Raw genomic sequence first — 25,895 nt, forward strand, 5'->3', positions numbered from 1 at the left:
CACCTCCGCCTGCAGGCCGGCCGCCTGCCGGGCCCGGTGCCCGTCCGGCCAAAGACCGCGCGCGGTCAGGCCTCGCTCATAGGGGGCTCGGTATCCGGCGGTGCGTCCTCGAAGATGCGCCCGCCTTCCAGTGTCAGGCCGACGCTGCGCAACTCCACAGTATCCTCCATGGAATCGCGTGGATCGTGCGTGTACAGCACCCAGTGCCCCTCCGGGTCGCGCCGGTAGAGCTCCACCGCGCCGCTGGCCGGGTCGATCATCAGGTATTCCTGCAGCGAGGCCAGGGAACGGTAGGCGGCGAACTTCGCCCCGCGGTCGAAGGCCTCGGTCGACGGCGACAGGACCTCCACCACCAGCAGCGGGGCCTGCTTGTACTGCTCGCGCCCCCGGTCCTGCGGATCGCAGGTGACCATCACGTCCGGATAGAAGAAGGCATCGGCCGCTTCCACCCGCAGCTTCATGTCCGCGATGAAGGTCCGGCAGGGCCCGCCCCGCAGGTATTCGCGCAGCGCCGAAGCCACATTGAGCGAGATCGTCACGTGCCGATCCGAGGCCCCGCCCATCGCAAAGACCTCGCCGGCCACAAACTCGTGCTTCTCCGGCTGTTCGGCCTCCCACGCCAGAAAGGCGTCGGCATCCATCTGTGCGGGTTGCGGGTTGCCCATGCTGGAGTCTCCGGTTCGGGCCGTCGTCCCCCTGATAGTAGCGCAGCGCCATGGCTGCCCGCAGCGTCCGCCGTGTCACAGTTCGATTCCCTTCTGCGCCTTGATGCCGGCCTGGAAGGCGTGCTTGACGACCTGCAGTTCGGTCACCGTGTCGGCGGCGTCGATCAGGCCCTGCGGGGCCGCGCGGCCGGTGGTGATCACGTGCTGCATCTCGGGGCGCGCGGTAAGGTCCCGCACCACCTCGTCGACATCCAGATAGCCGTACTTCAGCGCGATGTGCAGCTCGTCCAGCAGCACCAGGTCGATGGCCGGATCGGTCAGCATGTCGCGGGCGTGGGCCCAGGCCTCGCGCGCCGCCTCGCCGTCCTTGTCGCGGTCCTGGGTCTCCCAGGTGTAGCCCTCGCCCATCACGTAGTACTGCACGTTGTCCTGGCGCTTGAAGAAGGCCTCCTCGCCGGTGGCGAAACGGCCCTTGATGAACTGCACGATGCCCACCTGCATGTCGTGGCCCAGGGCACGCGCCGCCATGCCGAAACCGGAGGAGCTCTTGCCCTTGCCGTTGCCGGTCAGCACCAGGAACACACCGCGTTCCTCCTGCGCCTCGGCGATCTTGCGGTCCACCACTTCCTTCTTGCGCGCCATGCGCTCGGCGTGGCGGCGCGCGCGTTCGTCCTGTTCACTCATGGTCCTTTTCCTCGATTGGGTTTGCGGCCATCGGGCGGCCGGCTCGGGTGTACTCAGTCGCCACCCTCGATCAGCAGCATGCGGCCGGTCTCCGGGTCGCGGTAGACCTGGCCCATGGATTCGAACCCGGAGCCGGCCTCGCCGGCACCGTCGGGCAGTTCGGGAACCTCCTCGCCGGCCTCGACGTCCACGCCACCGGCTTCCTGCTGTTCCAGTCCGTCGTCGGCGGCCACCAGGGCCACGATCAGGCCGACCGCGAACACCAGCATGATGTCCGCGAGGTTGGCCAGCGGCCCCATGGGTTCCTCGTCCGGCGCGTCGAACCGGCTGGCACGGTAGTGCGGGACCCTCATGCCGCCTCCATGCGTTCCATCGCCCCGTCATACCAGCGCCGGCGCAGGCGGCCGAGCAGGAAACCGAGGATACCGATCAGCAGGCCCAGGACCGTGGTGTTGAACGCCACGGTCACCGCCTGCGCCAGTACGTCGAGTTCGCCCCGGCCCATGGCCGCCAGACCCGGTCCCAGCGGGATCAGCGTCCCCATCAGCCCCAGCATCGGGCCGATGCGCGCGAGCAGATCGGCACGGTCGATGCGCCGCCGCGCCAGGAACGCCAGGCGTTCGGCATTGCCGCTGGCCTCCAGGCGCCGCACGCCGCCGGTACGCTCGCCGATGGCCTGTCCCAGCTCCCAGACGGCCACCGCGACCAGCACCAGCAGGGCGATGATCACCGGCTCCAGCAGCCAGCTCACCACCGTGTCCATCAGTTCCATCGTGATCGAGAACGACATTCGCGTTACCTCATCAATCTTTGTTCAGCGCTTCCTTAACGGCGCCGGCCGGCAACGATGCCTCCGAGCAGCAGCACGAACAGCACCCCGGAGACCAACCAGGGGATCCACTGCATGGCCTGTGCCTCGCCCGATTCGCGGCCATCCTCGGCCTCCACCGCCTCGACCTCGGCCGGCTCCGGGGCCTCCTGCATCTCGCGGGCATCCGGCTGTTCCAGCGGCTGGATCTCGGCCATACGCGCCGGGTCGGTCTCGGCGGGCTCGCGTTCGATCTGCGCGGCCTCGCGCACGGCCTCGAAGGCCTCGGCCAGTTCCGCGTCGTCCAGACGTTCGGCGACTTCGTCGAGCACGGGATGATCCGGCCGCGTATGACCGCTGCCGGGCAGGCCGTGCTCGGCCACCAGTTCGGCGAAGTCCTCGGACAGCGCCTGCAGGACCTCGGGGTCGGCATCCCAGAACTCGCGGCTCGCGGCCACCAGCAGCGTGGCCTGCATGTGCGTCTTCACGTGCACCTTGTGGCCGTCTTCCAGGAATTCGTCGAGCCCCAGGTCGTGCCGGTCCTGCAGGTAGACGTCGTGTACGTGGTCCCATACCTCGGAACCGACCACGTGGGGGCTGGTCGCCTGCCAGCCCCACAGGTTGTTGACGAAATCGGCGGTGAAGGTCCGCGCCCCGGCATAGCCGTGGTCCATCAGCGGCTCGATCCACTGCGGGTTCAGGTTCTGCCCGTGCAGCTCGGTCATCAGCGCGCGCTGCAGGCTCTCCACGCGCGGGTTGTCGGGGTCGGCATGCTGCAGGATGCGATTGTCCGGCGGGGTTCCGCGGGCGTGTTCCACCGCGGCCGACAGACCGCCCTGGAAGTCGAAGCCGTCGTCGTTGTCCAGCAGGCCGTAGAGATGGCTGGCGCGGCCCAGATAGGTGCGGCCCACGCCTTCCAGACGTGCATCGAAGGCCTCGTGGGCGGGCTCGCCGCGGGTCCCGGCGCCATAGGCATGCCCCATGCGCCGGGCATAGGCGTCGGCCAGCTCGGCCCGATCCTCCCAGGCCCCGGAGCGGTCGGCCAGACGGTTCACCCCGGCGCCATAGGCCCCCGGCGCGGTGCCGAACACCCGCAGCGCCGCCTGACGGCCGGCCTCGGCCGCCTCCACGCCATCGGATTTCAGCGCCCGGGTATCGGCTACCCACTGGCTCGCCACGTCGTTGCGCTCCAGCGGCTCCCGGCCCGGATCCCTCAGGTCCTCGCTCAGGGGTTTCAGGGCCACGTCCAGCGCTTCGTCCAGGTGGGGATATTCGGCGCGGATGGTCTTCGACGAGCCGTCCAGCGCCAGGCGCGCGGCCTGGTCCAGCCAGGCCAGCTGATCCTCGTAGAGGTCGCGGAACAGGCCCGAGGTGGTGAACAGGGCATCCCGCCGACGCTCACGATCGGCCTCGTCGAGATCCATCAGCTTCAGGCCCTCGACGATCCCGCGGCTGTTCCAGTCGGGCTTGACCCCCAGCATGTCGAGTCCGAAGGCCACCATCACGCCTTCGTCGCGCACGGTGTCGGAGGCCCACAGCACCACGGCCTCGCTGCCGTCGGCCTCGGGGTCGCCCTGCTCGCGGGCATCGGCCGCCAGGTCCTGGCCCAGGCTCCAGGCGATGCGAGTGGGCACCAGATCGGAGGACAGGGCGTGGAAATTGCGCCCGGTGGGCAGCACATCCGGGGTGCGCACCGGATCGTTGCCGCGGCTCGGCGGCACGAAGCGGCCCTCGAGCCCGGCCAGCAGGTTCGCTCCCTCATTGGCGGGCGAGCCCTCCAGGTCTTCGCGCATCGCCGCGTCCGGCTCCGCGTCGCCGGCCATGGAGTCGAGCATGGTGTCCACGGCCTCGCCATCCCAGTCGCGGGCCAGCACATGCAGCCCGAGGGGCATGTGCTCCTCCTGCATGTCGGTCACCCAGTGACCGATGTCGTGGACCATCAGCTCCTCGTCGAGGTCCGCCAGGCCACCCTCGTGAGCCGAGTCATGGTCATGCCCGTGAGCGTGATCATCGCCATGGTCGTGCTCGCGGTCATGACCATGCTCCCGGTCCTCCTCATGACCGTGGTCACCATCGTCCTCGTGTCCATGATCATGGTCGTGGTCGTGGTCATGATCGGCCATCGCCTCTTCGATGGTCTCGCTCAGACCCAGCTCCTCGATGCGTTCCAGCAGCGTGTCCGCGGCCCGGGCCTGAGTCGGCGAGTCCGGATCGGTGCTCGCCTCATAGCTTTCGACCAGCTGGCGCAGTTCCAGCAGGTCGTCGTAGAGCTCGGTGGTCGCCAGCGCCGGCGTCAGATGGCTGATGATCACGCCCTGGGCGCGACGCTTGGCCTGGATGCCCTCGCCCACGCCATCGACGATGTAGGGGTACAGCACCGGCAACGGGCCGCCGAGGAGTTCCGGATAGTCGTCCGGGGCCAGCCCGGCGCGGCGCCGCGGCAGGAATTCGCGGGTGGAGTGGCGCCCCATGTAGACCAGCGCGTCCGCCTCGAAATGGTCGCGCAGCCAGTGGTAGAAGCCCACGTACTGATGGGTGGGCGGGAACGTGGTGTTGGCGTGCAGCAGGCGCTCGCTGACCTCCCAGCCCCGCGGCGGCTGCGGGCCGATGAACACGTTGCCGTATTCGATCCCGGGGAAATGCATCGCCCCGTCATGGGTCATGGCCTCGCCCGGGGGTTCGCCCCAGCCGCTCAGGCCCGGGATGCCGGTGCGTGTCAGGGCATCGCGCAGGGATTCCGCCTGCGCCAGATCCCCGCCGCCGTCCAGCAGCGCCTCCCATTCGCGCTCCAGTTGATCGATCAGTGACTGCGCACGCTCCTGTGCATCGTGCGAGTGGTTCTGCACCATGTGGCGCAGGTCGCCGATGCCGTTCTCCAGCGCGCGCTCGGCGGCGTCGGTCGCGCCCAGCTCGCGGGCCTTGAGCAGCCGCTCGTGCAGATAGCCCACCGGACCGTGCACCAGCTCGGCCTGTACGGTGTCCGGCAGGGTCTCGAAGTAAGAACGATAGGTCTCCGCATCCAGGCTGGCCACGCGGTCGGCGATGTCGGCGGCCGCGTCGGCCTGTTCGGGCAGGTTGACGCCGCGGTCCTGGATATCGTCCAGCAGGGCCTCGGCATCTTCCGGGTGATCCCCGGTGTCGTAGCCCGCGTCGCGCAGCAGATCCAGGGTCTCCAGCAGCGACTCGGGGACATCCAGCTTGTCGGCGCCGATGTTGTGGCGCCCCGGCGGATGGTTGTAATAGACGATGGCCACGCGCTTGTCGGCATTGGAGCGCTCGCGCAGGCGCTGCCAGCGGGCCATGCGTTCGGCCACCGCGTCGACCCGTTCCCGGATCGGCTCGGAGAGCATCAGGCGCACGCCGGTGCGGTCGTCGATCTCGGGCTCGCCGGCGGCGGCCAGCACCGTGGGCTGGCTCACGCCCTGCAGTTCGGGCATGGCCACCTGGTAGTGGACGCTGTCCCGGGGAACGCCGTCATGTGCGACCCGCCATTCGTCCTCGCTGCGCGAGGCCAGGCGCAGCCCCTTGACCACCGGCACGTCCAGCTCGCCCAGCGCCCCGGCAACCGCCTCGCGGTTACCGCCGCCCCCGATCACGAAGTCCTGCAGGGAGACGATGCCGGCGAGATCGGCGGGTGCGGCCGACTGCGCCAGGTCCTCCACCGCCTGCCGGCTGGCGCCACCCCAGCGCGCGAGCACGCCGAAGCACTGCAGATCGCGCGATTCCAGCGCGTCGCAGGCGGCGTCCAGCAGTGCACGGTCGCCCGGCCGGTCGCCGGTGTCCAGGTCCAGCAGGGCGACCGCCGGGCGTTCGTCCAGCTCCATTGCGGCGGCGTCATCCACCGCGTGGCCGTCGTGGTAGAAACGGATGGTCTCGCGCGGATCCGGCTGCGGCACGTCGATGTCGTGGCCGGCCTCGGCGGCCAGCCAGCGCATCAGACCCTCCATGCTCTCCGGCGTACGCCCCTGATAATACGCCCGGCCGGTGAGCCAGTCGGCCTGCTCGGGGAACGCCTGCCGCTGCTCCCGCAGGTGTTCGCGCGGATCCTCGTCGGCATCCGGGTTCTCCGCCAGCTCGGTCCGTTCGTCGTCTTCCAGACCGGCCAGCGGCTGCTCGCCATCCAGGCGCGACAGGGACGTCAGCTCCCGATCGCTGTTGATCGCCAGCAGCGGAACTTCGGCGTCCGGGCCGCGCTCGCGCAGCAGCCGCGTCAGCCGGCCGACCTCGTCGCCCAGCACCGCCGCCACCAGCACGGCGTCCGCGTCGTCCCACAACGCGGTGACCTCGGAGTCATCCTTGTCGGCCAGCTGCTCCGGGGTGCGCAGGCGCACCTCGGACTCGGGGAAGGCCTCGAGGAAACGGTGGGCCCCGGCCGTGACCTCGGCGGCGGAGCGGTCCGAGACGATGCCGAGGATATGCGGGGACGGGTCCGTGTCCGCCGACGGAACCCCCGGCAGCAGCAGCGCCAGCAACAGGGGGTAGCGTTTTTTCCATGTACTCATCTTCAACACCCGGATTCGTGCACACACGGCGGCCGGGACACGCGAGGCGTCCCGACGGAGCGTGGATAAAAGGGGAGCGGCCGCGGGTCGCGTCAGCGTCGCGGCATTACTGTCGATCGGGGCCGTCGCGGATCCGCCGTCACGGTGCCGCTGGCAGAATCAGCCGCCGGAGGCCTCGCGCCGCGCGGCGGGCTGCCACAGGACCTCGGAGCCGTTCTCGTGGCGCGCCAGCACGCGGCAGAACACGAACAGCAGGTCCGACAGACGATTGATGTAGGCCAGCGAGCTCGGCCGCAGGGCCTCGTGGTGGTTGACCGCGACCAGCCGCCGCTCGGCGCGGCGGCAGACGGTGCGGGCAATGTGGCAATCCGCGGTGGCCGGGCCGCCGCCCGGGAGGATGAACTCCTCCAGCGGCGGCAGCTCGTCATTGAAGCCTTCGAGCTCGACATCCAGGCGTTCCACCGACGCCTCCGGCAGCGCCTGATACCCCGGCACCGCCAGCTCCGCGCCCAGATCGAACAGCTCGTGCTGCACCCGGGCGAGGGAACCCCGAACGTCTTCGGGCAGCTCGTGCACCAGCACACGCCCGATCACGCTGTTCAGCTCGTCCACGTCACCAAAGGCCTCGACGCGATGCGAGTCCTTGTCCACGCGCGAACCGTCACCCAGACCGGTACGCCCCTCGTCACCCGTGCGGGTCGCGATCTTCGAAAGTCGATTGCCCATGACCTTACCTCTGCTGCTGATAGCGCAGTTTCACGAACGCGCCCATGCCGGGGTTGTTGTAGCCACCCTGGGTCTCGTAATCCCGATCGAAGACGTTGGTGAGGGAGCCCTCGACCGTCCATTCCGGATCCAGTTCATAAGCCGCGCGCAGATCCAGGGTCCCGTAGCCCGAGAGGCGCGTCTCGTTGTCGCCGCGGTCATAGCTGCGACTCCGGGCCCGGATTGTGCCGCCCAGGGAAGCGTCTCCGAACTGACGGTCCAGGTCGAAACGCGCCGAGACCGGAGGCCGGCGCGCCAGCTCGTTCCCCGTATCCCGGTCCTCGGTATCCAGCAGGGTCAGCGAGACCCGCGAATTCCACGGGCCCAGATCGTGGCCACCTTCGAGCTCCAGACCGCGAATGCGCGCTTCCCTGACGTTGCGAGGCTCGTTTATATCCGTGTCCGGGTTGCCGTCATCGCAATTCACCACACAACGACTTTGAATCAAGTCATCTACGTTCGTTTCAAATACTGAAACATCCACGTATGCAAGACTGGCCGAGTACCTCGCACCGAGTTCAAAAGTTTCCGACTCTTCCGGATCCAGGTCCGGATTGCCGAATCCGGGGAAATACAGGTCGTTGAATGTCGGGGCCTTGAACGCCGTGCCATAGCTGGCCCGTAGCCGCAGGGCATCCGTCGCCTGAAGACCCCAGGCGACCTGCCCGGTGGTCTTGTCGCCGAACTCTTCGTTATCGTCGTAGCGCAGCGAGCCTTCCAGGTCGTGGTTGCCGATCTCGGTGCGCAGGACCGAATACACGCCGACGTTGTAGCGCGAGTCCTCGTCGTAATCCGTCGAACCGTCAACCCGGTCTTCGTAGGCATCCACCCCGGCGATCAGGTCGGTGCGCTCCCCGACGCGGACATCATTGCGCCAGGCCGCCTGATCCCGCCGTGTGTCGAAACGGTCAACACCGCCGCCCAGGACGCCGCCTTCGGTCACGTCGTCACTCTCATCCCGCGACTGCCCGAGCGTGACTTCCGTGTCCCAATGGCGGGTCACGGGAATACGCACGCCTGCCCGCAACGCGGCATGCACGAAATCCGTATACGCCCGATCGTACGGTCCCAGAATGTCGACAGGATTGGCAGGATCGGATTCATCTGCGTCGTATTCCGAGCGGCCCTCCGAATACAGCACGTTGCCGAAGAACTCGAGCCCATTGGTGAGACGGTGCGACAGCTTGCCCGCCAGCGAGGTGTTGTCATAGCCGTCGGGGTCATCATCACCGACATCGTCCTGGACGTTGATGCCGTCGGTGTCGTAGCGGCTCAGGGACAGGCTGTAGCGGGTGCGTTCGGTGCCGCCGGCGATCCCGGCTCCGGCCTCGCGGGTACCGAAGGAGCCCAGCCCGAAGAAGGCGTTCACGCGCGGCGGTCCCTCTTCGCCCTCGCGACTGAAGATCTGGGTCACCCCGCCGATCGCATCGGACCCGTAGATGGAAGTGCGCGGCCCGCGCACGATCTCCACGCGGTCGACCTCCTCGGGTGGCAAGAACCTCCAGCTGGCGCCTCCGCTGGTCGCCGACCCCATGCGCACGCCATCGATCAGCATCAGGTGGTGGTCGGATTCGGTGCCGCGCAGGCGCACGCTCGACTGTTTGCCGAACGGACCGGCGCTGGAAACCGAGACCCCGGCGCGCCCTTCCACCAGATCGGTGAACTGGCGCGGCTGCAGGCGCTCGATCTCTTCGCGGTCGATGACCGTCACCGAGGCCAGGGCCTCGTCCACGGTCTGGCTCAGGCGGGTCGCGGTGACCTGCACGGGCTCCAGGGTCACGGCACCGCTGTCCGGTGCCTCTTCGGCCAGAGTCGGGGAGGCCGCCATCACGATGGCGGCGGAAAGAATGCTGCGTTTCATGTCTTCGGATCTCCCGGCGAGCCGCCCGCACGCCGCTGGTTCACGGGGATCGTGCTGGCGCGAGGGAGAAGACGACAACGCATTCCCGGGAGGGAACGGCCATCCGTCTCGCACGCCCTCCGCGTGCCGCACGACCATTCCCCGGCCGGTCTCCGGGCTGACGAGCGGGGCATGCCCGGCCGGCGGCGCCTTCCCGTGTCCGTGACACAGTGGCCTTGAGCCGCCAGCCTCCGGGATCCATGGCCGAAGGATTCCGGCCCGGATCCGCGCTCGATCACCGTTGCGGGGGCAGCGCCGGATTCGCGCCAGGGCGCTCACCGGACTTCCCGTTTAACCCGGCGGGGGACCGCCGAGGCACCGAGGAACGGGGCGAAGACTACATGAGGGATGGCTGATTTTCCACCCGGCAGGTCCGGCATGCCGCGCGACGTTCAGTTCTGGCGCGCCTCCTCCGCCTGGCGGTAACGGGCGCCCCGCCGCAGCAGCCGACCCCACTGCCGGTCCTGCAGCATCGTGTCGAACTCGGGCGAACGCTCGGCGCGCAGAGCCACCGGCTGCGATTCGTCGCCGGTATTCTGCGCCAGCATCTCCAGACGCTCGGGATTGGCCCCGTAGTGACTCTCGAGAAAGCCGCGCATGCCATCGGTCAGCGGCAGGTGGTAGACCCGGGTCAGACGCAGGGCCAGCCACTCGGCCGCACGCCCGAGGTCCTGGCGGACCATGCGCACCATGGCGGAGCCCAGCCCGGCCTTGGCATCGGCGCTCATGCCGACGTACAGCCCGCCGAGATAAGCCGCCGGACTGGCGTAGATCGCGCGCTGGATGCTGGGGTTGGTGAGATCCACCAGCGGATCCAGCAGCAGCGCCAGCTGGATGCCGATGCGCTTGGCGGTATCACTGTCCAGCGGCTTGTTGCCGAAATGGATAAAATCGCCTTCGCGTCGGATCTGCAGCTCCTGCAGATAGTCGCAGAAGCCATCCGCCAGCCGGATCTTCTGGTCGTCGTCCAGCTCGATCAGCTCCTCCGACACGCGGATGCGCCGCGCCGAACGCTTCTGCCAGCGCCGATCGCCCTTGCGGTCGCGTTCGCGCCGGCGCAGATTTTCCCAGCGTTCCACGGCGTTCGCATAGCGGCTCTGCGCCTGCATCAGCCGGTCACGCGCCTCTCGCAGCTCCTCGACCTGCGACATGGCGGCCCCGAGAATGCGCCCGTCCGGGCTCTTGACGTCCGGCGCGGCCTCCAGCAGCGCCTGCAATCCGGCCAGCACCTGCTGCCCCAGCACCGGGAGCGGTTCGCGCAGATGCTGCTGGGTAATGCCGCTGGTTTCGCTGTGTGCGAGCAACATCGCCAGCGAGCGCAGGCGACTGATCACGGCGGCCTGGGCCACGCGGAAACGATTGCCCTGGTACTCCAGCCGGTCCAGCGCCCGCCCCAGCTGCCAGGGGCCGGACCATTCGAAGCTCAGCCGCTTGATCTGGCGCCCGTTCACCAGCTCGAAGGCGAGCACGAAGATCGCCTGCACGTCATCCAGGGTGCAGCGCGAGAGATCATCGGCATCGGCCGCGGAGAACAGGCGTTCGAGGAACTGGTCCACGCGCCGTACGCCGTCCTCGCGCGTGGGCGCGATCCCGCGCAGGCGATCGCGCAGCAGCTCGGCCAGATCGGAATCCTCGGCATGCAGCCGTTCCAGCGCGGCCATGCGGGCGTCGGCGGTGGCATCCACCAGATCGGTCACCCGGGCATGCAGGCCCAGGCGCCGGAAGATCTCGATCTGTTCCGCGGTGGAGGCCAGGGTCGAATCGCCGGTCATCTCGCGCACCGCCACGGCCACCGCCTCCGGCGAGACCTCGACCTCGTGCAGCAGGACCCCCGCGGCCTGCCGTCGCCGTACGTCCGGCGTCATCTCGCCCATGGCCAGGTCGCGGGTCGCGAACAGCAGATCCGGCAGCAGATCGATGGTGTTGCGCAGCTGGGTCTGCGAACGCTCCTGGCGACGACCGCGGGTTGCATCCGCGACGAAACGCGCAACCAGACCGATCACCCCGAACAGCAGGGTGTAGACGGCGAAAAAGACGAAGTTCTGGGTGGGGGCCGCATGGCCGAAACCGAGGAAATACCCCCCCTGCATCGCGAGGAACGTCACCGGACCGGCGGCCCACAGCAGCTGCAACAGGTTCAGCGACCACGGCACCTTGCGCGCGCTGGTCGCCACCTCGGTGATGCGGCTGCGACCGGCGGCCTCGATCAGGACCTGATCCTGGTTCGACTCCTGTGGTTCGGCGGCGCCAGAGGCCCCGGACTTCTTTTGACGAAAAAGGCGGAACACCCCAACTCCCCGACCCCGGACTCGCCGGTCAGTGTAAAGCGCGAAAACCCCGCGCGCCGCCGTGCGCAAACGCGGGAATCACGTCTGGACCGTAGCGCCCGCGGGAGGTTCGGCGCGGCACTTCACCGCGGAGAAGAAATTCCTTCTTCCGCAGGCGGGACCGAGGAAGTCCCGGGATCCTCCAGGCCGCAGAGATAGTCGCGGGTCAACGGCACGGCGTCCTGCCGGCGCGCCATCTGGATGTGGAACACCACCTGCCCCCACCAGCGGAACGTGCCCTCGCAGCTGGCCAGGTAGAACTCCCACATGCGACAGAAGCGCTCGTCGAAGTAGTCGGCCGCCTCGTCACGGACCGCCTGAAAGCGCCGGTACCACTCGGCCAGAGTCTCCGCGTAGTGCAGGCGCCACACCTCGATGTCGGTGGTATGCAGCGGCGTGGGCTCCAGCGCCCCCGTCACCTCGGACAACGCCGGCGTGTAACCACCGGGGAAGATGTACTTCTTCAGCCAGGGATTGGAGGTGCCCGGCGGCCCCTGACGTCCGATGGTATGCAGCACGGCAATGCCATCCGGATTGAGCAGATCATTGACCCGCTGAAAGAACGTGCCGTAGTTGGGCTGGCCGACGTGCTCGAACATGCCGACGCTGACGATGCGGTCGTAGCGTTCTTCGTGCTCGCGATAGTCCTGATAGAGGAAACGCACGCGGTCCTCCAGCCCCCGGCGCTTCGCCTCCTCCTGCGCCACCCGCAGCTGCTCGCGCGACAGGGTGATGCCGTCGACCTGAACGTCCGCATGCTCGGCCAGATGCATCGCCAGCCCGCCCCAGCCGCAGCCGATGTCCAGCACGCGCATGCCCGGCTCCAGGCACAATTTCCTGCGCAGGACCTCGCATTTGGCCTTCTGGGCCTCCTCCAGGCTCATGTCCGGGCGGGCAAAGTAGGCACAGCTGTAGAACATGCCGTCATCGAGGAAGCGCCGGAACAGCCACTCGTCCACGTCGTAGTGATGGGAGATGTTGCGATAGCTGCGCGCCACGCGATTGCCCTGCTCCACCAGCCCCCGCAGGGTGCGGGTCAGGAATCCGACCCGTTTGCGAAACATCGGCGCAAAGTTGCGCATGGTCATGTCCAGGAAGACCCGCAGCCCCTCCGGACCGGGCGACCACAGCCCCTCCATGTAGGTCTGCCCCAGCTCGAAGCCGGGATCCCGCGCGATGCGCCGCAGGGCATTCGCCTCGTGCACCTGCAGCACCACCTCGGGACCCCCCTGGCCAAACCGCCGTTCGCTCCCGTCCGGATGACGCAGCAACAGCGTGCCGTAGCGAACATGCTCGTCCAGCATCCGTTCAATCATTACCTGCTGCCCCCCGATTCCCCGGTATCCGGCACGCATCCGTGTCCGGCCATTTTTATACTGAGTCTAAATCCTGCCTGTAAGGCCGTCCAGTGCAGCGGGCCTGCACAACGCATGTTGTACCAACGCATCAAGCGTAGTGCATCCAGCAAACACCGCCATCGCAAGTCGCGCCGCGAAAATCCGCAACGCCTTTCCACATTGACGCAAACGGGCTACCCTCGAGCCATGACCTTGCGCCCGGCCCAAGCCTGTGAAAAGTGCACCCTGCGTCAGCTCTGCCTGCCGATGGGACTGCCCGATACCGAGCTGTGGCAGCTCGACGAAATCGTGCAGCAACGCCGTCCGATCGAGAAGGGCAGCACGCTGTTCGCGATGGGCGCGCCGTTCGAATACCTGTACGCAGTGCGCACCGGCGCGATGAAAACGGTGCTGATGGGCGACGACGGGACCGAACAGATCACCGGCTTCGCGCTGGCCGGCGAACTCCTGGGGCTGGACGCCATCCACCAGGGATCCCACCCGGTCACCGCCATCGCGCTGGAATCCACGAGCGTCTGTGCGGTGCCGTGGTCACTGGTAGACGACCTGTCCGGGCGCCTGCCCACGTTCCGGCAACACCTGATGGGGGTGATGAGCCGCGGCCTGGCGAGCGAGGAGAACCTGCATGCACTGATCGGGCAACGCAGCGCGGAACAGCGCCTGGCTACGTTCCTGCTGTCACTGTCGCAACGCCACCAGGCGCGCGGCCTGGCCGCCAACCGCTTCATCCTGCCGATGTCGCGCGCGGAGATCGCCAATCACCTGGGGCTCACCCAGGAGACCATCAGCCGGCTGTTCACGCAGATGCGGCGTCAGGGACTGATCGAACTGCATACCCGCGACCTGCACATCCCCGACCTGGACGCCCTGCGCACCACGGCCGGGGTGAGCGTCTCCGCCGCCAGCAGTGCCTGAGGGCCACCCGGCGCCCGAGTTCTGGGCGTTTGCCGAAACCGTCTGGGCCCACCCGCCACTGCGCCGCCGGCTGCTGCAGTGGCAGGACCACCACGACGCCGACGTCATTCTTGTGCTGTTCGCCGCCTGGCACCCCGGGCCACTGACATCGGACGAACTGGCACGGCTGCGAACCCGCGCGCGCGACTGGAGCGCCCGCGCGACCACCCGGATCCGGCGCCTGCGTCGCCACCTGCACACCCCCGAACGCCATGCCCTCTACCGTGCCCTGCTGGATCTGGAACTGAGCGCGGAGCGGCTTGGCGCGCTGCACCTGCTGCAGGAATGCCCGCCCCCGATCGCCGTTGCAGGCCCGCACCGACGCGCGTGCGCGGACACCATCGAGGCGCGCCTCGGCCATCTCCAGCCCGAACTCCCGCCGGACGAACGCGCCAGCGGCTCCGCCGAACTCGCGGCGGTCCCGGATCCCACCTGACCGGACGGACCGGAAAAGCACCGACCACGCCCGGGCCGCCCCCCCTGCACGCGGCTCGCAGTTCCGGCTATCCTGAAGGGTTCCACTCAGCCAGACGGCGATCGAACATGTCCGACGCAATGCGCGACCAGCTCCTGAAGGCAGGACTGGTTGACGAAAAGCAGGTCAAGAAGGCTCGCAGCGAGCAGCACAAGGGCAAGAAAAAGGCCAAAAAGCCGAAGAAGGCCGCGCCGGCCGCGGCCGAGCCCACCGCCGCCGAGCAGCGTCAGGCGGAACAGGCCGAGCGCTCGCGGCGCAAGAACGAGGAACGTCAGGCCCGAGCCGCGCGCAAGGCGCTGACCGCACAGCTGCGCGAACTGGTCAGCTCCAACCTGTACCCGGTGCCCACCGGCAACGACGCCGAGGACTACCATTTCCAGCAGGGAGGGCGAATCCGCAGCCTGCCGGTGACACCCGCACTGCGGCGCCAGCTGGTGGACGGGCGCGCGGCGATCGCCGGGCTGGATCACCGCCCCGAGGCAGGCTTTCGCGTGGTGCCGCGCGAGACGGCGGACCGCATCCGCGAGCGCGATCCGCAGTGGCCGCTGGTCATCCCGGCCGAGGAAGCCGCGGACGCCGAACCGGCCGCCGACGACCCGTATGCGGATTACGTGGTGCCCGACGACCTGATGTGGTGAGGACGCCCGACGGCGTCAGTCGTCGTCGGTGCGCTTGACGTCAGCCGCCGGCATGCCCGGCTGCTGCGGACGCTGAACCCCCTCGTCCTCGGTCGGCTGCGGCTGCATCTGGCGATCGCCCAGGCTCTGCGGCGGGCCCTCTTCGGCCTCCGGCTCTCCGTTACAGCCCGCCAGCAGCAACCCGCCCGCCAGCAGGACCGAGATAGCGGTGATTCTGCCCGTGATTCTCTGCTTCATGATCCACCTCTCTCCCCCGATTTCAGCCCGCAAGACTGCACGCGAGCGCGCAGACGGCCAAGAACTCCGGTTGGTGCAGGGGATTCCCGGCTCCCGGCCCGCAACCGCCCATGCATCTCGATCGGTCAGTCCGGAACGATCCGCGTCCCGGCGTTCCCGGCAAGGATGGCCGCGGCCGACTCCAGCGCCCCGATACCCCCGATGCGGCCGCCCAGGGCCACCCGCCGCGCCGCATCCAGTTTGGGTCCCATGGACCCCGGCGGCCATTCGGCCGGGTCAATGTCGCTGGCCTTCAGGCGGTCCAGCCGTCGGGCCGCGTCCGTACCCCAGTCGGCATAGACCGCATCGACATCGGTGAGCATCAGCAGGGCATCGGCCTCCACCTCGACGGTCAGCAGGGCCGCGGCGAGATCCTTGTCCACCACCGCCTCCACACCAGCGAGCCGGCCGTCGGCATCGCGCGCCACCGGAACCCCGCCCCCGCCGGCACACACCACCAGGGTCCCGGCAGCAGCCAGGGTCCGGATCGCCGGCACGCCCAGCAGCGCGCGCGGCTCCGGCGACCCCACCACCCGACGCCAGGCCCTGCCGTCGCGGGCGATGCGCCAGCCACGCTCCTGTGCCAGACGCCGCGCGGCCTCCTCGGCGTAGGTCGGTCCGATGAACTTGCTCGGCTCGTCGAAGGCCGGATCATGCGGATCGACCTCGGTCTGCGTCAGCAGGCTGGCCACGCGGTCATGTCCCAGCGCGTTGTGCAGCTCCTGCGCGAGGATGTAGCCGATCATCCCGTGGCTCTCCGCGCCCACCACGTCCAGCGGCCAGGCGATGCGGTCGCATTCCGCCTGGTTCGCCAGCAGCCCCACCTGCGGGCCGTTGCCGTGGGTCACGATCACCTCGTGCTCCGCCGCCAGACCGGCGATGGCCGCGGCCGCGCGCCGCGCGTTGTGCCGCTGATTCGTGGCCGAGGGCGTCTCCCCCCGCTGCAGCAGTGCGTTGCCCCCCAGGGCGACCACGATGCGCATGCCCCTACCTCCCGTCAGCCGTTGATCGGCGTGAATCACCGTAATCTTCGTGCAACCAGTCGCGCAGGTCCTCGAACCCGGGGATGTCCTCGTCCCCGGTGGCCGGCGGCAGCTCGAAACCGTCGTGGAAGCCACGGGCCCGGAACGGCTCCAGCAGCTCCGGGTCGCCGGAGATCACGTGCACCGGCACCGCCCACGAGGGATCCGGGCCGGTCACCAGGGCCGCCGGCTGGTGGTCGCCCGGCATCAGAAACAGGGTGTCCTCGTCTACGTGGTCGCGCGCCCAGTGGCCGCTGACCTCCAGCGAGTAGCGCACCGCCTCGGCGTAATGGTCGCGCACGCGGTCGAAGTCCCGCCACAGGACCTCGGGGGCGGGCCCGGCCCCGGCCTGTTCGTGGAACACCCGCCCGTCGTCCATCGCATCCGGGTCGTCCAGCACGTCCAGTACCGGGGTCCACGGGGCGTGGCTGCTGACCAGCGCGAGCATCGCGAACACAGGCGCCTCCCCGCCCTGCGGGTCCGGCCGCACGTCCTGTTCGAAGCGCCACCAGGTGAATTCGTCGGGCATCGTGACCCAGAAGAACGGGGGGCCGCGGTAATCCATGCCGTCGCGGTCCAGGATCCGGTCCCAGCCGAACCAGCGCCCCTCCGGCCAGTCGAGGGTGATGGCCGGGGCCAGCATGGCCGTGTGATGGCCGGTGGCCGCGAAGTCCTGCACCAGGGTCGCCCGCTCGCGCTCCTGCAGCCGGCGGTACTGCCCGGCATGCCGCACGGCCACGCCCGACAGCAGGGAGGCATGCGCCAGCCACGACTGCCCGCCGGCGATCGGGGCCTTCATCACCCCGGTCACCGCGTGCAGATCCCGCGCGGCGAGATCCTCCTGCAGATCCTCCAGGGTCGGCTCGATGACCTCGGCATAGCGCGGGATCTCCAGCGCCGAGACCCCGTAGGACTCGATCAGGCCCACCACCACATCGACGCCGGCCAGACCCTCCAGCGACCGGGGTTCGGCCAGCCGCGGATCCTCGTCCAGCCGGTGCGCCAGCACGCGGTCCTCGCACCGCGCCTCGCGCATGCCGTCGACCTGCGCCGTTACCAGCGCCACCGCCGGGGCCGCCGTGCGCGGCGGCTCCACGCCCGTCGCGTGGCCCGCGAGCCCGGCGAGGCCCGCGCCCAGCAGCACGAAACCCGCGCCCCGGGGCACGACCGGGCGCGCCAGCAGACGCGCCAGCGACCACACCGCCAGCCCGATCACGGCCAGCAGCGCCGCGACGGCGAGGATCACGCCGGCAGTGGGGAGGTTGCCGGTCAGCAGCCGGAAGACGGCATCCAGCAGGCCGATGTCCACGTAGACATTCAGCGGACGGGCAAGGCTGACCCGGGCCAGCGCATCGAACAGCGCCAGCACGATCAGTGCGAGGAGGATGGCGGCCACCACCCGAGCCAGTACGCGGGCGGTGGCCAGAGGAAGAACCGCGAACAGTCCGGCGAGGACCACGGCCTCCCAGGCCAGCCACCCCGGCCCCGGGCCCGCATGGCGCGGGATGTCCAGGGCCAGGAGCAGTCCGTTCAGAAGCAGCAGGGTCAGCAGGACGCGGACCCCGCCGGGGACGGCGCGCAAGCGCCGGCCGGACTGTTCGGGCGGGAGGTTCAACCCGCCCGAATCAGAAGCTCATCGAGCGATCAAACTCGGCCACCGCCTGCACGTAGTGGCCCATGCCCGCGTATTCGGCGGTGGCCAGGAAGTTGTCCGGGGTCACGTCACGGCCACGGCCGCAGGCCTCGCAGACCCACAGCGGCACGCCGGCGTCGACCAGATCCTCGACGATGTCCTTCATTGCCGGCATGTTGTGGCCGACGATCTTGTCGTAGATGTTGCGGTTGGCGATGTTCGCCGCCTCGCCCTGCAGCCATACGGTCACGTCGTGTCCCTGATCCTTGGCCACCTTGGCGGCGATCATGCCCAGCGTGGCGCGGGTGGGGTCATCGGTTCCGGCGGTAACGGCAACGATAAAGCGCATGGTCGATTCTCCTGTGTCGTCGCGTGTCGGCCTTGCGGCCGGTTGGCGGACCCGGCGGGTCCGTTGTTGTTACAGCAATCCGCAGCGTACCCGATCAGACGCCGGTCCGGCTCTGGCGGGCCAGACGCAGCGCCATCAGCAGCCACGGCAGTCCGTGCAGCAGCAGACCGCCCCAGCCCGCCGCGCCGGCGAGTTCGCCGGCCAGCAGGTCGCGCACCAGACCGGCGATCGCCGGCTCGGGCTGCCAGGGCCACAGGCCCACGGTCGCCACGATCAGGGCGAACAGCCACAGCGGCAGGCGGTCGAACAGGCGCAGAACGGTCGGCATGGCGCGCATCCTATCGCATACGGCCACCGGTACCGCGCATGCCCCGACACGGCGGCGCGGATTCAGTGGCGAAAATGCACGAACAGCCGGCCGTGATTCTTCGAATCCTTCTCCACCCGGTGGTAACGCGCCTTGACCTCCGGCTGCTGCAAAAAACGCAGCACCCGCTTTTTCAGCTGCCCGCTGCCCTTGCCGTGGATGATCTCCACGGTCTTGATGCGTTTCTCGCAGGCCTCGTCGATCGCGCCGTTGAGCGCCTGATCGATGCGCCGGCCATCGCGAAAGCATTCGTGCAGGTCGATGGAAAGCCGCGACATCACGGACCTCCGCAGGGATCGGATCAGGGTTCGACGTCGGCCAGGTGGCCCTTGTCTTCCAGCCAGGCGCGGCGCTCGGAGGCGCGTTTCTTGCCCAGCAGCATGTCCATCAGCTGTTGCGTGTCGTCGGCGGCATCCAGGGTGAGCTGCACCAGACGCCGGGTGTCCGGATTCATGGTGGTCTCGCGCAGCTGCAGCGGGTTCATCTCGCCCAGGCCCTTGAAGCGGGTCACGGCGACCTTGCCCTTCAGCTTCTCCGCCTCGATGCGTTCCAGCACCCCGGCCTTTTCGTCGTCGTCCAGGGCATAGAAGGTCTGCTTGCCGACGTCCACGCGGTACAGCGGCGGCATCGCGATGTACACGTGCCCCTGCTCCACCAGCGGGCGGAAGTGCCGCAGGAACAGCGCGCACAGCAAGGTGGCGATGTGCGCGCCATCGGAGTCGGCATCCGCGAGGATGCAGACCTTGCCGTAGCGCAGCCCGTCGAGGCTGGCCTGCCCCGGATCCACGCCCAGGGCCACGGAGATGTCGTGGATCTCCTGGGATCCCAGCACCTGGTCGGGATCGACCTCCCAGGCGTTCAGGATCTTGCCGCGCAGCGGCATGATCGCCTGAAAGTCACGGTCGCGCGCCTGCTTGGCGGAGCCGCCGGCGGAGTCGCCCTCCACCAGGAACAGCTCGGTGCGCTCCAGGTCCTGGCTGGCGCAGTCGGCCAGCTTGCCCGGCAGGGTCGGGCCCTGGGTCACCTTCTTGCGCACCACCTTGCGCCCCGCGCGGCTGCGCTTCTGCGCGTTCTGGATCGCCAGCTCGGCGATTCGCTCGCCCTGCTGCGGGTGCTGGTTCAGCCACAGGCTGAAGGCGTCCTTGATGACCCCGGAGATGAACGGCGCGGCCTGGCGCGAGGACAGGCGCTCCTTGATCTGCCCGGCGAACTGCGGGTCCTGCATCTTGAACGACAGCACGCTGGCGACCCGTTCCCAGACATCCTCCGGCGCCAGCTTGATCCCGCGCGGCAGCAGGCTGCGGAATTCGCAGAACTCGCGCACCGCATCGGTCAGGCCGGTGCGCAGGCCGTTCACGTGGGTGCCGCCCTGGGGGGTCGGGATCAGGTTCACGTAGCTCTCGCTGACCACCTCGCCGCCCTCCGGCAGCCAGGTCACGGCCCAGTCCACCGCCTCGGTGGCGCCGGCCATCGAGCCCATGAACGGCTCCTCCGGCAGCCGCTCCAGGCCGTCCAGCGCCTCCACCAGGTAGTCGCGCAGCCCCGCCTGATAGCACCACTCGCAGGCCTCGCCGGTGGTCTCGTCGCGGAAGGTGACGGTCAGGCCGGGGCACAGCACGGCCTTGGCGCGCAGGATGTGCTTGAGCTTCGTCACCGAGAACTTCGCCGAATCGAAATACTGCGCATCGGGCCAGAAATGCAGCGTGGTGCCGGTATTGCGCTTGCCGACCTCGCCAACGGCCTCCAGCTCCTGCAGCCTGTGGCCGCCGGCGAAGGCCATCCGCCAGCGTCGGCCGTCACGGCGGATGTCCACGTCCAGGCGCTCGGACAGCGCATTCACCACCGACACCCCGACCCCGTGCAGGCCGCCGGAGAACTGATAGCTCTTGTCGGAAAACTTCCCGCCGGCATGCAGCGTGGACAGGATCACCTCCACCCCCGGGCGGTTCTCGCGCGGATGCAGGTCCACCGGCATCCCGCGTCCGTCATCGGTGACCGAGACCGAGTCGTCCTTGTGCAGGACCACGTCGATGCGGCTGGCATGGCCGCTGATCGCCTCGTCCACCGAGTTGTCGATCACCTCCTGGGCGAGGTGATTGGGCCGCGCCGTGTCGGTGTACATCCCCGGACGCTTGCGCACCGGGTCCAGTCCCTCGAGGACTTCGATGTCGGATGCGGAATAGCTCACTTGGGCGTTCCCCGTGTCGTTTCCGTCGGCCGGAATTCGCGCAGCGTACCAGAGCCTGCGGGCACGCGGCTTGCAATCCCGGGGCCGATCCCAACAATGCACGGAAGATTCCGTATTCCGGCATTTCAGGAGGATCCCCATGGCAGAAGCCGCAGGCACGACCGGCGAAAACATCCTTGACGTCACCCGGGACCAGTTCCAGCAGGCAGTGCTGGAGGAGTCGCACCGGCGTCCGGTGCTGGTCGACTTCTGGGCCGCCTGGTGCGGCCCCTGCAAGCAGCTGATGCCGCTGCTGCAGAAGATCGCCGAGGATTACGGCGGCGCGTTCCGCCTGGCCAAGGTCAACAGCGACGAGAACCAGGAGCTGGCCGGGCAGTACGGGGTGCGCAGCCTGCCCACCATCATGTGCTTCCGCAACGGCGAGGTGGTGGACCAGAAGATGGGCGTGCAGCCCGAATCCGCCATCCGCGAGATGCTCGACCGCTACATCGAGCGCCCCTCCGACACCCATCGCCAGCAGGCCCTGAGTGCCCTGCAGGCCGGTGACGCGGCCGGTGCCGTACAGGCGCTGGAACAGGGCGTGGCCGTGGACCCGGGCAACAAGGATTTACGCTCCGAGCTGGCCCGCGCGCAGATCCGCGCGGGCGACACCTCGGCCGCCCGCACCACTCTCGAGGCCGCACTGGAGACGTTCCCCGAGGATCCCGACCTGCGCATCGAACTGGCACGCACGCTGTCGCAGGCCGGCGACCCCGATGCCGCGGAGGCCCAGCTCAACCAGCTGCCGCTGAACCGCGCAGAGGATGATGCGGTGAAGACCCTGCGCGCCCACCTGCGGTTCTCCCGCCGGGCCGCCGGGGCCGACCCCGAGGCCCTGGCCCGCGAGATGCAACAGGGCGATCCGGCGCCCGAGACCCTCGAGACGCTGGCCGCGTACTCCATGCTGCACGGCCGCTACGAGGAAGCCCTGGGCCTTTATCTGGAACTGATGAAGCGGCACCCGGGGTACCAGGATGCCGATGGCGAGAACGCCGGCAAGGCCGGCATGCTCGCGGCCTTCAGCGCCCTGGGCGACGACAACCCGCTGGTTGGCCAGTACCGCCGCAAGATGATGGCCGCGCTGTACTGAAACGCCTCGCCGCGCGGATGCCTGCCCGCGGCGATTTACATTGCTCCGCATTGCCCTACACTCCGCACGATCAGGCGTCACGAGGAAACGCGGATGAAGCGCTACGGCGGATGCAGGGGCGCGGCCCTGCTGCTCGGTCTGCTGGTGCTGTTGCCGGCCCTGCCGGCCATGGCCGGGCAGGCCTTCGTGAATATCGGCACCGGCGGGGTGACCGGGGTGTATTACCCCGCCGGCCAGCACCTGTGCCGGCTGTTCAACGCGGAGCGCGACGAACACGGCATGCGCTGCACCGCCGAGAGCACCGGAGGTTCGGTGTTCAACCTGAACATGATCCGTTCCGGCGACATGGACTTCGGCGTGGCCCAGTCGGATCTGCAGCACCACGCCTACCACGGCAGCGGGCGGTTCGAGGCCTTCGGAGCCGCGCATCACCTGCGGGCGATGTTCAGCCTGCACCCGGAACCGCTGACCTTGGTGGTGCGCCGGGACTCCGGCATCGAGGGGCTGGATGACCTGCAGGGCCAGCGCGTGAACATCGGCAACCCCGGCTCCGGCCAGCGCGCGATGATGGAAGAACTGCTGGACGAACTCGGCTGGGACCACGACACCTTCGCCCGGGTCGCCGAACTGCCTTCGCGCGAACAGGCCCAGGCCCTGTGCGACAACCGGGTGGATGCCTTCGTGTTTTCCGTCGGCCACCCGTCGGCCGCGATCCAGGAACCCATCGCCACCTGCGACGCGCGCCTGGTCTCGCTGCAGGGCGAGGCCATCGACCGCCTGGTGGACGAGACCCCGTACTACATGGCCGCCGAGATCCCCGCCGGGACCTATCCCGGGCAGGACGAAACCATCCGCACCTACGGGGTAGGCGCGACCCTGGTCACCTCGGAGCGCACCAGCAGCGACGCCGCCTACGCCCTGACCCGTGCGGTGTTCGAGAATTTCGACACCTTCCGCAGGCTGCACCCGGCGTTTGCCGGGCTGGAACGCGAGGCGATGGTGGACGAAGGGCTCTCCGCGCCGCTGCACCCCGGGGCACGACGCTACTTCCGCGAGGCAGGGCTGCTCCATGACTGATTCCCGATCGGCTCCCGCACCCGACATCACGCCCGAGGAGATCGAGACCGGAGCGCGCCACCCGGGCACCGCGACCCGGGTCCTGATCTTCGTGGTCGCAGTCGCCTGGTCGCTGTTCCAGCTGTGGATCGCCTCGCCGCTGCCGGATGCGCTGGACTGGTTTACGGTGTCGGACACCGATGCCCGCGCGGTGCATCTCGCCTTCGCGGTGTTCCTCGCCTTCCTCCTGTTCCCGGCGCTGCGCCCGGGCGGCGGGCGCGCGGTGCTGCCCCGCAGCTTCGGCGTGGCCTACGCCCTCGGCGGGCTCGCCCTGCTGGGCCTGGGGGCCTGGCAGTTCATCGGCCTGGAACGTCTGGGCGAGGTCTACGCCGCGCTGGGCGCGGCCCTGCTGCTGGTGGCCTGGCCGCTGCTGCGCGGGCGCGATCCGCTGAACCGGGTCCCGGCGTTCGACTGGCTCTATGCCGCGGTCGCCGCGTTCAGCGCACTGTATCTGTACCTGTTCCACGAGACCCTCGCGGACCGCGCCGGTGCACCCACCGAGGTCGATCTGATCGTCGCCGGGATCGGCCTGATCCTGCTGCTGGAGGCCGCGCGGCGGGTGCTGGGGCCGGCGCTTACCATCATCGCGGCGATCTTCCTGTTCTACACCTTCGCCGGGCCGCTGATGCCCGACCTGATCGCCCACCGCGGCGCCAGCTACCCGCGCGCGATGGCGCAGCAGTGGCTGTCCAACGAGGGGGTCTTTGGGATCGCGCTGGGGGTCTCCACCAGCTTCGTGTTCCTGTTCGTGCTGTTCGGTGCCTTGCTGGAACGCGCCGGCGCCGGCGACTACTTCATCCGCGTGGCCTTCGCCCTGCTCGGGCATCTGCGCGGCGGCCCGGCCAAGGCCGCGGTGGTGGCCTCGGGCATGACCGGGCTGGTCTCGGGCTCCTCCATCGCCAACACCGTGACCACCGGGACCTTCACCGTGCCGCTGATGAAGCGCGTCGGCTTCCCCGCGCACAAGGCCGGGGCGGTGGAGGTCGCCAGCTCGGTCAACGGCCAGCTGATGCCGCCGGTTATGGGCGCGGCCGCGTTCCTGATGGTCGAATACGTGGGCATCTCCTACGTGGAGGTGCTCAAGCACGCGATCCTCCCGGCCCTGATCGCCTACATCGCGCTGCTCTACATCGTGCATCTGGAGGCCTGCAAGGGCGGCATGGAGGGCCTGCAGCGCGCGGTCGGCGGCACCCTGCGCGGACGCCTGATCGCGTTCGGCCTGACCCTGACCAGCCTGATCATCCTCGCCGCCGCGGTGTACTGGGGGCTCGGCTGGATCAAGGACGTGGCGGGCGAACGCGCCGCCTGGATCATCGCCGGACTGCTGTTCGCGGCCTACCTGATCCTGCTGTGGATCGCCGCGCGCGAACCCGATCCCGAGCCGCTGGACACCGACCGCCCGCTGCCGCGCATCGGCCCGGTGCTGCTGTCGGGCATGCACTTCGTGCTGCCGCTAGTGGTACTGGTCTGGGCGCTGGTGGTGGAACGCCTGTCGCCGGGGCTGGCCGCATTCTGGGCGGTGGCGTTCATGATCTTCATCGTCCTGACCCAGCGCCCGCTGGTGGCGCTGATGCGCGGCACGGGCGGCCTGCTGCAGGCCGCCTGGGTCGGGGTGTGGGAGCTGTTCCACGGCTTCGCCACCGGCGCGCGCAACATGATCGGCATCGGCGTGGCCACCGCGGCCGCGGGGATCATCGTCGGCACGGTAGCGATGACCGGACTCGGGCTGGTGCTCACCGACGTGGTCGACACCCTGTCCGGCGGCAACCTGCTGCTGGTCCTGCTGCTGACCGCGCTGATCAGCCTGATCCTCGGCCTGGGCCTGCCGACCACGGCCAACTACATCGTGGTGGCCACGCTGATGGCCCCGATCGTGGTCGAGCTGGGCGCCCAGAACGACGTCCTGATCCCGCTGATCGCGGCCCATCTGTTCGTGTTCTACTTCGGCATCATGGCGGACGTCACACCGCCGGTCGGCCTCGCCTCGTTCGCCGGCGCGGCCGTCGCGAAGGCGGACCCGGTGCGCACCGGGGTACAGGCCTTCGCCTACAGCCTGCGTACCGTGGCCCTGCCGTTCTTCTTCATCTTTAACAGTCAGCTGCTGCTGATCGGCGTGGACAACGTGTTCCAGCTGGCGCTGGTGTTCTTCGGCTCGCTGGCGGGGATCCTGGCGTTCACCGCGGCCACCCAGGGCTGGTTCCTGACCCGCAGCCGTCACTGGGAGTCCGCCCTGCTGCTGGTGGTGGCCTTCACCCTGCTCGCGCCGACCGTGCTGATGGACCGTATCGCCCCGGCCCATGTCAGCGAGGACCCGGCAACCCTGACCGAGGTGGTGGACGCGGCCCCGGATGGCGCCAACCTGCGCCTGCGGGCGACCGGGCTCGACCTCGAAGGGCGCGAGGTCACCCGCACGGTGATGTTCCCGCTGGGCGAGCGGCGCGACGACCCGCTGGAGCGCCTGTCCGAGGCCGGGCTGGACGTGGACCCGGAGGAAAGAACGCGCATCCGCACGGTTGCTTTCGAGAGCCCCGCCGCCCGCGTAGGCTTGGAAGGCGGCTGGGAGATCACCGCGGTACTGGTTCCGACCGACCGGCCGAGCCCGTACTGGTTCTATCTGCCGGCGCTGGCCCTGGGGCTGGTAGTGGTGTGGAACCAGCGGCGCCGCGAGCCGCCTGCGGGGCCCGGCCCGGCAACGGCGGCGCCGACGCTCCCGGCCTGAACCGCGCGGGTCCGGCCCTG

22 protein-coding genes and 1 riboswitch are annotated in these 25,895 nt (G+C 69.1%); of the genes, 6 read left to right on the forward strand and 16 right to left on the reverse strand.

The genetic code is table 11. From position 1 onward, the window contains the following. Positions 1–65 precede the first annotated feature (65 nt). The 9 genes from D571_RS0111240 to D571_RS0111280 form a co-directional block, all read right to left on the reverse strand. Positions 66–665, reverse strand: coding sequence for a Uma2 family endonuclease (locus D571_RS0111240; RefSeq protein WP_018936789.1), 600 nt, complete (start codon positions 663–665; stop codon positions 66–68). A gap of 75 nt (positions 666–740) precedes the next feature. Next, positions 741–1,349, reverse strand: coding sequence for a cob(I)yrinic acid a,c-diamide adenosyltransferase (gene cobO / locus D571_RS0111245; protein WP_018936790.1), 609 nt, complete (start codon positions 1,347–1,349; stop codon positions 741–743). Between the two features lie 53 nt (positions 1,350–1,402). Beyond that, positions 1,403–1,702 carry a DUF2149 domain-containing protein gene (locus D571_RS0111250; protein ID WP_018870223.1) on the reverse strand — a complete coding sequence of 100 codons (300 nt, stop codon included), beginning with the start codon at positions 1,700–1,702 and terminating at the stop codon, positions 1,403–1,405. Continuing rightward, positions 1,699–2,139 (reverse strand): MotA/TolQ/ExbB proton channel family protein, encoded by a 441-nt coding sequence (locus D571_RS0111255; protein ID WP_018936791.1) that lies wholly within the window; start codon positions 2,137–2,139, stop codon positions 1,699–1,701. Before D571_RS0111255 ends, D571_RS0111250 begins: the two co-directional genes overlap by 4 nt. A 35-nt stretch (positions 2,140–2,174) precedes the next feature. Beyond that, on the reverse strand, positions 2,175–6,629 hold the full coding sequence (locus D571_RS0111260; RefSeq protein WP_018936792.1) for a cobaltochelatase subunit CobN: 4,455 nt from the start codon (positions 6,627–6,629) through the stop codon (positions 2,175–2,177). A gap of 189 nt (positions 6,630–6,818) precedes the next feature. Next, positions 6,819–7,385, reverse strand: a complete 567-nt coding sequence (locus tag D571_RS0111265; protein WP_018936793.1) for a cob(I)yrinic acid a,c-diamide adenosyltransferase — start codon at positions 7,383–7,385, stop codon at positions 6,819–6,821. A gap of 4 nt (positions 7,386–7,389) precedes the next feature. Continuing rightward, complete coding sequence (locus tag D571_RS0111270) at positions 7,390–9,285, reverse strand: TonB-dependent receptor domain-containing protein (protein ID WP_018936794.1); 1,896 nt, start codon at positions 9,283–9,285, stop codon at positions 7,390–7,392. A 125-nt stretch (positions 9,286–9,410) separates the two neighbouring features. Further along, positions 9,411–9,662: riboswitch (cobalamin riboswitch) on the reverse strand. Between the two features lie 54 nt (positions 9,663–9,716). Then, positions 9,717–11,612 (reverse strand): hypothetical protein, encoded by a 1,896-nt coding sequence (locus D571_RS0111275; protein ID WP_018936795.1) that lies wholly within the window; start codon positions 11,610–11,612, stop codon positions 9,717–9,719. Between the two features lie 122 nt (positions 11,613–11,734). Next, on the reverse strand, positions 11,735–12,967 hold the full coding sequence (locus D571_RS0111280) for a cyclopropane-fatty-acyl-phospholipid synthase family protein (RefSeq protein ID WP_018936796.1): 1,233 nt from the start codon (positions 12,965–12,967) through the stop codon (positions 11,735–11,737). Between the two features lie 228 nt (positions 12,968–13,195). Between D571_RS0111280 and fnr the strand changes: the two genes are divergently transcribed. The 3 genes from fnr to D571_RS0111295 all read left to right on the forward strand — a co-directional run bounded on the left by fnr (position 13,196) and on the right by D571_RS0111295 (position 15,076). Beyond that, positions 13,196–13,924, forward strand: coding sequence for a fumarate/nitrate reduction transcriptional regulator Fnr (gene fnr / locus D571_RS0111285; protein WP_018936797.1), 729 nt, complete (start codon positions 13,196–13,198; stop codon positions 13,922–13,924). Continuing rightward, on the forward strand, positions 13,917–14,399 hold the full coding sequence (locus tag D571_RS0111290; protein ID WP_018936798.1) for a DUF2390 domain-containing protein: 483 nt from the start codon (positions 13,917–13,919) through the stop codon (positions 14,397–14,399). The genes fnr and D571_RS0111290 overlap by 8 nt, the downstream gene beginning before the upstream one ends. A gap of 107 nt (positions 14,400–14,506) precedes the next feature. Next, the gene (locus D571_RS0111295) at positions 14,507–15,076 is read left to right on the forward strand and encodes a DUF2058 domain-containing protein (protein WP_026287803.1); all 570 of its coding nucleotides are present in this window, start codon (positions 14,507–14,509) and stop codon (positions 15,074–15,076) included. A gap of 15 nt (positions 15,077–15,091) precedes the next feature. Here D571_RS0111295 and D571_RS0111300 read toward each other — a convergent pair whose 3' ends face one another. From D571_RS0111300 to parE, 7 genes are all read right to left on the reverse strand, one after another. After that, complete coding sequence (locus tag D571_RS0111300) at positions 15,092–15,313, reverse strand: hypothetical protein (protein WP_038047113.1); 222 nt, start codon at positions 15,311–15,313, stop codon at positions 15,092–15,094. 125 nt (positions 15,314–15,438) lie between these two features. Beyond that, positions 15,439–16,335: a carbamate kinase gene (locus D571_RS0111305; protein ID WP_018936801.1), complete on the reverse strand. Its 897-nt coding sequence runs from the start codon at positions 16,333–16,335 to the stop codon at positions 15,439–15,441. Positions 16,336–16,339: 4 nt separating this feature from the next. After that, positions 16,340–17,989, reverse strand: a complete 1,650-nt coding sequence (locus tag D571_RS0111310; protein WP_026287805.1) for a hypothetical protein — start codon at positions 17,987–17,989, stop codon at positions 16,340–16,342. A gap of 10 nt (positions 17,990–17,999) precedes the next feature. Then, positions 18,000–18,356, reverse strand: coding sequence for a DsrE family protein (locus D571_RS0111315; RefSeq protein ID WP_018936803.1), 357 nt, complete (start codon positions 18,354–18,356; stop codon positions 18,000–18,002). 94 nt (positions 18,357–18,450) lie between these two features. Further along, a complete protein-coding gene (locus tag D571_RS0111320; RefSeq protein ID WP_018936804.1) occupies positions 18,451–18,684 on the reverse strand; it encodes a hypothetical protein in 234 nt (77 codons plus the stop codon). A 62-nt stretch (positions 18,685–18,746) separates the two neighbouring features. Then, a complete protein-coding gene (locus D571_RS0111325; protein ID WP_018870239.1) occupies positions 18,747–19,001 on the reverse strand; it encodes a Smr/MutS family protein in 255 nt (84 codons plus the stop codon). A 23-nt stretch (positions 19,002–19,024) separates the two neighbouring features. Then, complete coding sequence (parE, locus tag D571_RS0111330) at positions 19,025–20,911, reverse strand: DNA topoisomerase IV subunit B (RefSeq protein ID WP_018936805.1); 1,887 nt, start codon at positions 20,909–20,911, stop codon at positions 19,025–19,027. Positions 20,912–21,050: 139 nt separating this feature from the next. Between parE and trxA the strand changes: the two genes are divergently transcribed. The 3 genes from trxA (at position 21,051) to D571_RS0111345 (ending at position 25,875) form a co-directional block, all read left to right on the forward strand. Beyond that, positions 21,051–22,040: a thioredoxin gene (gene trxA / locus D571_RS0111335; RefSeq protein WP_018936806.1), complete on the forward strand. Its 990-nt coding sequence runs from the start codon at positions 21,051–21,053 to the stop codon at positions 22,038–22,040. Positions 22,041–22,133: 93 nt separating this feature from the next. Then, positions 22,134–23,117 carry a TAXI family TRAP transporter solute-binding subunit gene (locus D571_RS0111340; protein ID WP_018936807.1) on the forward strand — a complete coding sequence of 328 codons (984 nt, stop codon included), beginning with the start codon at positions 22,134–22,136 and terminating at the stop codon, positions 23,115–23,117. Further along, the gene (locus D571_RS0111345; protein ID WP_018936808.1) at positions 23,110–25,875 is read left to right on the forward strand and encodes a TRAP transporter permease; all 2,766 of its coding nucleotides are present in this window, start codon (positions 23,110–23,112) and stop codon (positions 25,873–25,875) included. The genes D571_RS0111340 and D571_RS0111345 overlap by 8 nt, the downstream gene beginning before the upstream one ends. Positions 25,876–25,895 lie beyond the last annotated feature (20 nt).

The organism is Thioalkalivibrio sp. ALJ24 (assembly GCF_000377785.1).
GTDB lineage: Bacteria > Pseudomonadota > Gammaproteobacteria > Ectothiorhodospirales > Ectothiorhodospiraceae > Thioalkalivibrio.

Excerpts from the sequence above, each read along its gene's own strand:
- D571_RS0111240 (WP_018936789.1), bottom strand. The coding sequence starts at position 665 with ATGGGCAACCCGCAACCCGCACAGATGGATGCCGACGCCTTTCTGGCG.
- cobO (WP_018936790.1), bottom strand. The coding sequence starts at position 1,349 with ATGAGTGAACAGGACGAACGCGCGCGCCGCCACGCCGAGCGCATGGCG.
- D571_RS0111250 (WP_018870223.1), bottom strand. The coding sequence starts at position 1,702 with ATGAGGGTCCCGCACTACCGTGCCAGCCGGTTCGACGCGCCGGACGAG.
- D571_RS0111255 (WP_018936791.1), bottom strand. The coding sequence starts at position 2,139 with ATGTCGTTCTCGATCACGATGGAACTGATGGACACGGTGGTGAGCTGG.
- D571_RS0111265 (WP_018936793.1), bottom strand. The coding sequence starts at position 7,385 with ATGGGCAATCGACTTTCGAAGATCGCGACCCGCACGGGTGACGAGGGG.
- D571_RS0111270 (WP_018936794.1), bottom strand. The coding sequence starts at position 9,285 with ATGAAACGCAGCATTCTTTCCGCCGCCATCGTGATGGCGGCCTCCCCG.
- D571_RS0111280 (WP_018936796.1), bottom strand. The coding sequence starts at position 12,967 with ATGATTGAACGGATGCTGGACGAGCATGTTCGCTACGGCACGCTGTTG.
- fnr (WP_018936797.1), top strand. The coding sequence starts at position 13,196 with ATGACCTTGCGCCCGGCCCAAGCCTGTGAAAAGTGCACCCTGCGTCAG.
- D571_RS0111295 (WP_026287803.1), top strand. The coding sequence starts at position 14,507 with ATGTCCGACGCAATGCGCGACCAGCTCCTGAAGGCAGGACTGGTTGAC.
- D571_RS0111300 (WP_038047113.1), bottom strand. The coding sequence starts at position 15,313 with ATGAAGCAGAGAATCACGGGCAGAATCACCGCTATCTCGGTCCTGCTG.
- D571_RS0111305 (WP_018936801.1), bottom strand. The coding sequence starts at position 16,335 with ATGCGCATCGTGGTCGCCCTGGGGGGCAACGCACTGCTGCAGCGGGGG.
- D571_RS0111315 (WP_018936803.1), bottom strand. The coding sequence starts at position 18,356 with ATGCGCTTTATCGTTGCCGTTACCGCCGGAACCGATGACCCCACCCGC.
- D571_RS0111320 (WP_018936804.1), bottom strand. The coding sequence starts at position 18,684 with ATGCCGACCGTTCTGCGCCTGTTCGACCGCCTGCCGCTGTGGCTGTTC.
- D571_RS0111325 (WP_018870239.1), bottom strand. The coding sequence starts at position 19,001 with ATGTCGCGGCTTTCCATCGACCTGCACGAATGCTTTCGCGATGGCCGG.
- trxA (WP_018936806.1), top strand. The coding sequence starts at position 21,051 with ATGGCAGAAGCCGCAGGCACGACCGGCGAAAACATCCTTGACGTCACC.
- D571_RS0111340 (WP_018936807.1), top strand. The coding sequence starts at position 22,134 with ATGAAGCGCTACGGCGGATGCAGGGGCGCGGCCCTGCTGCTCGGTCTG.
- D571_RS0111345 (WP_018936808.1), top strand. The coding sequence starts at position 23,110 with ATGACTGATTCCCGATCGGCTCCCGCACCCGACATCACGCCCGAGGAG.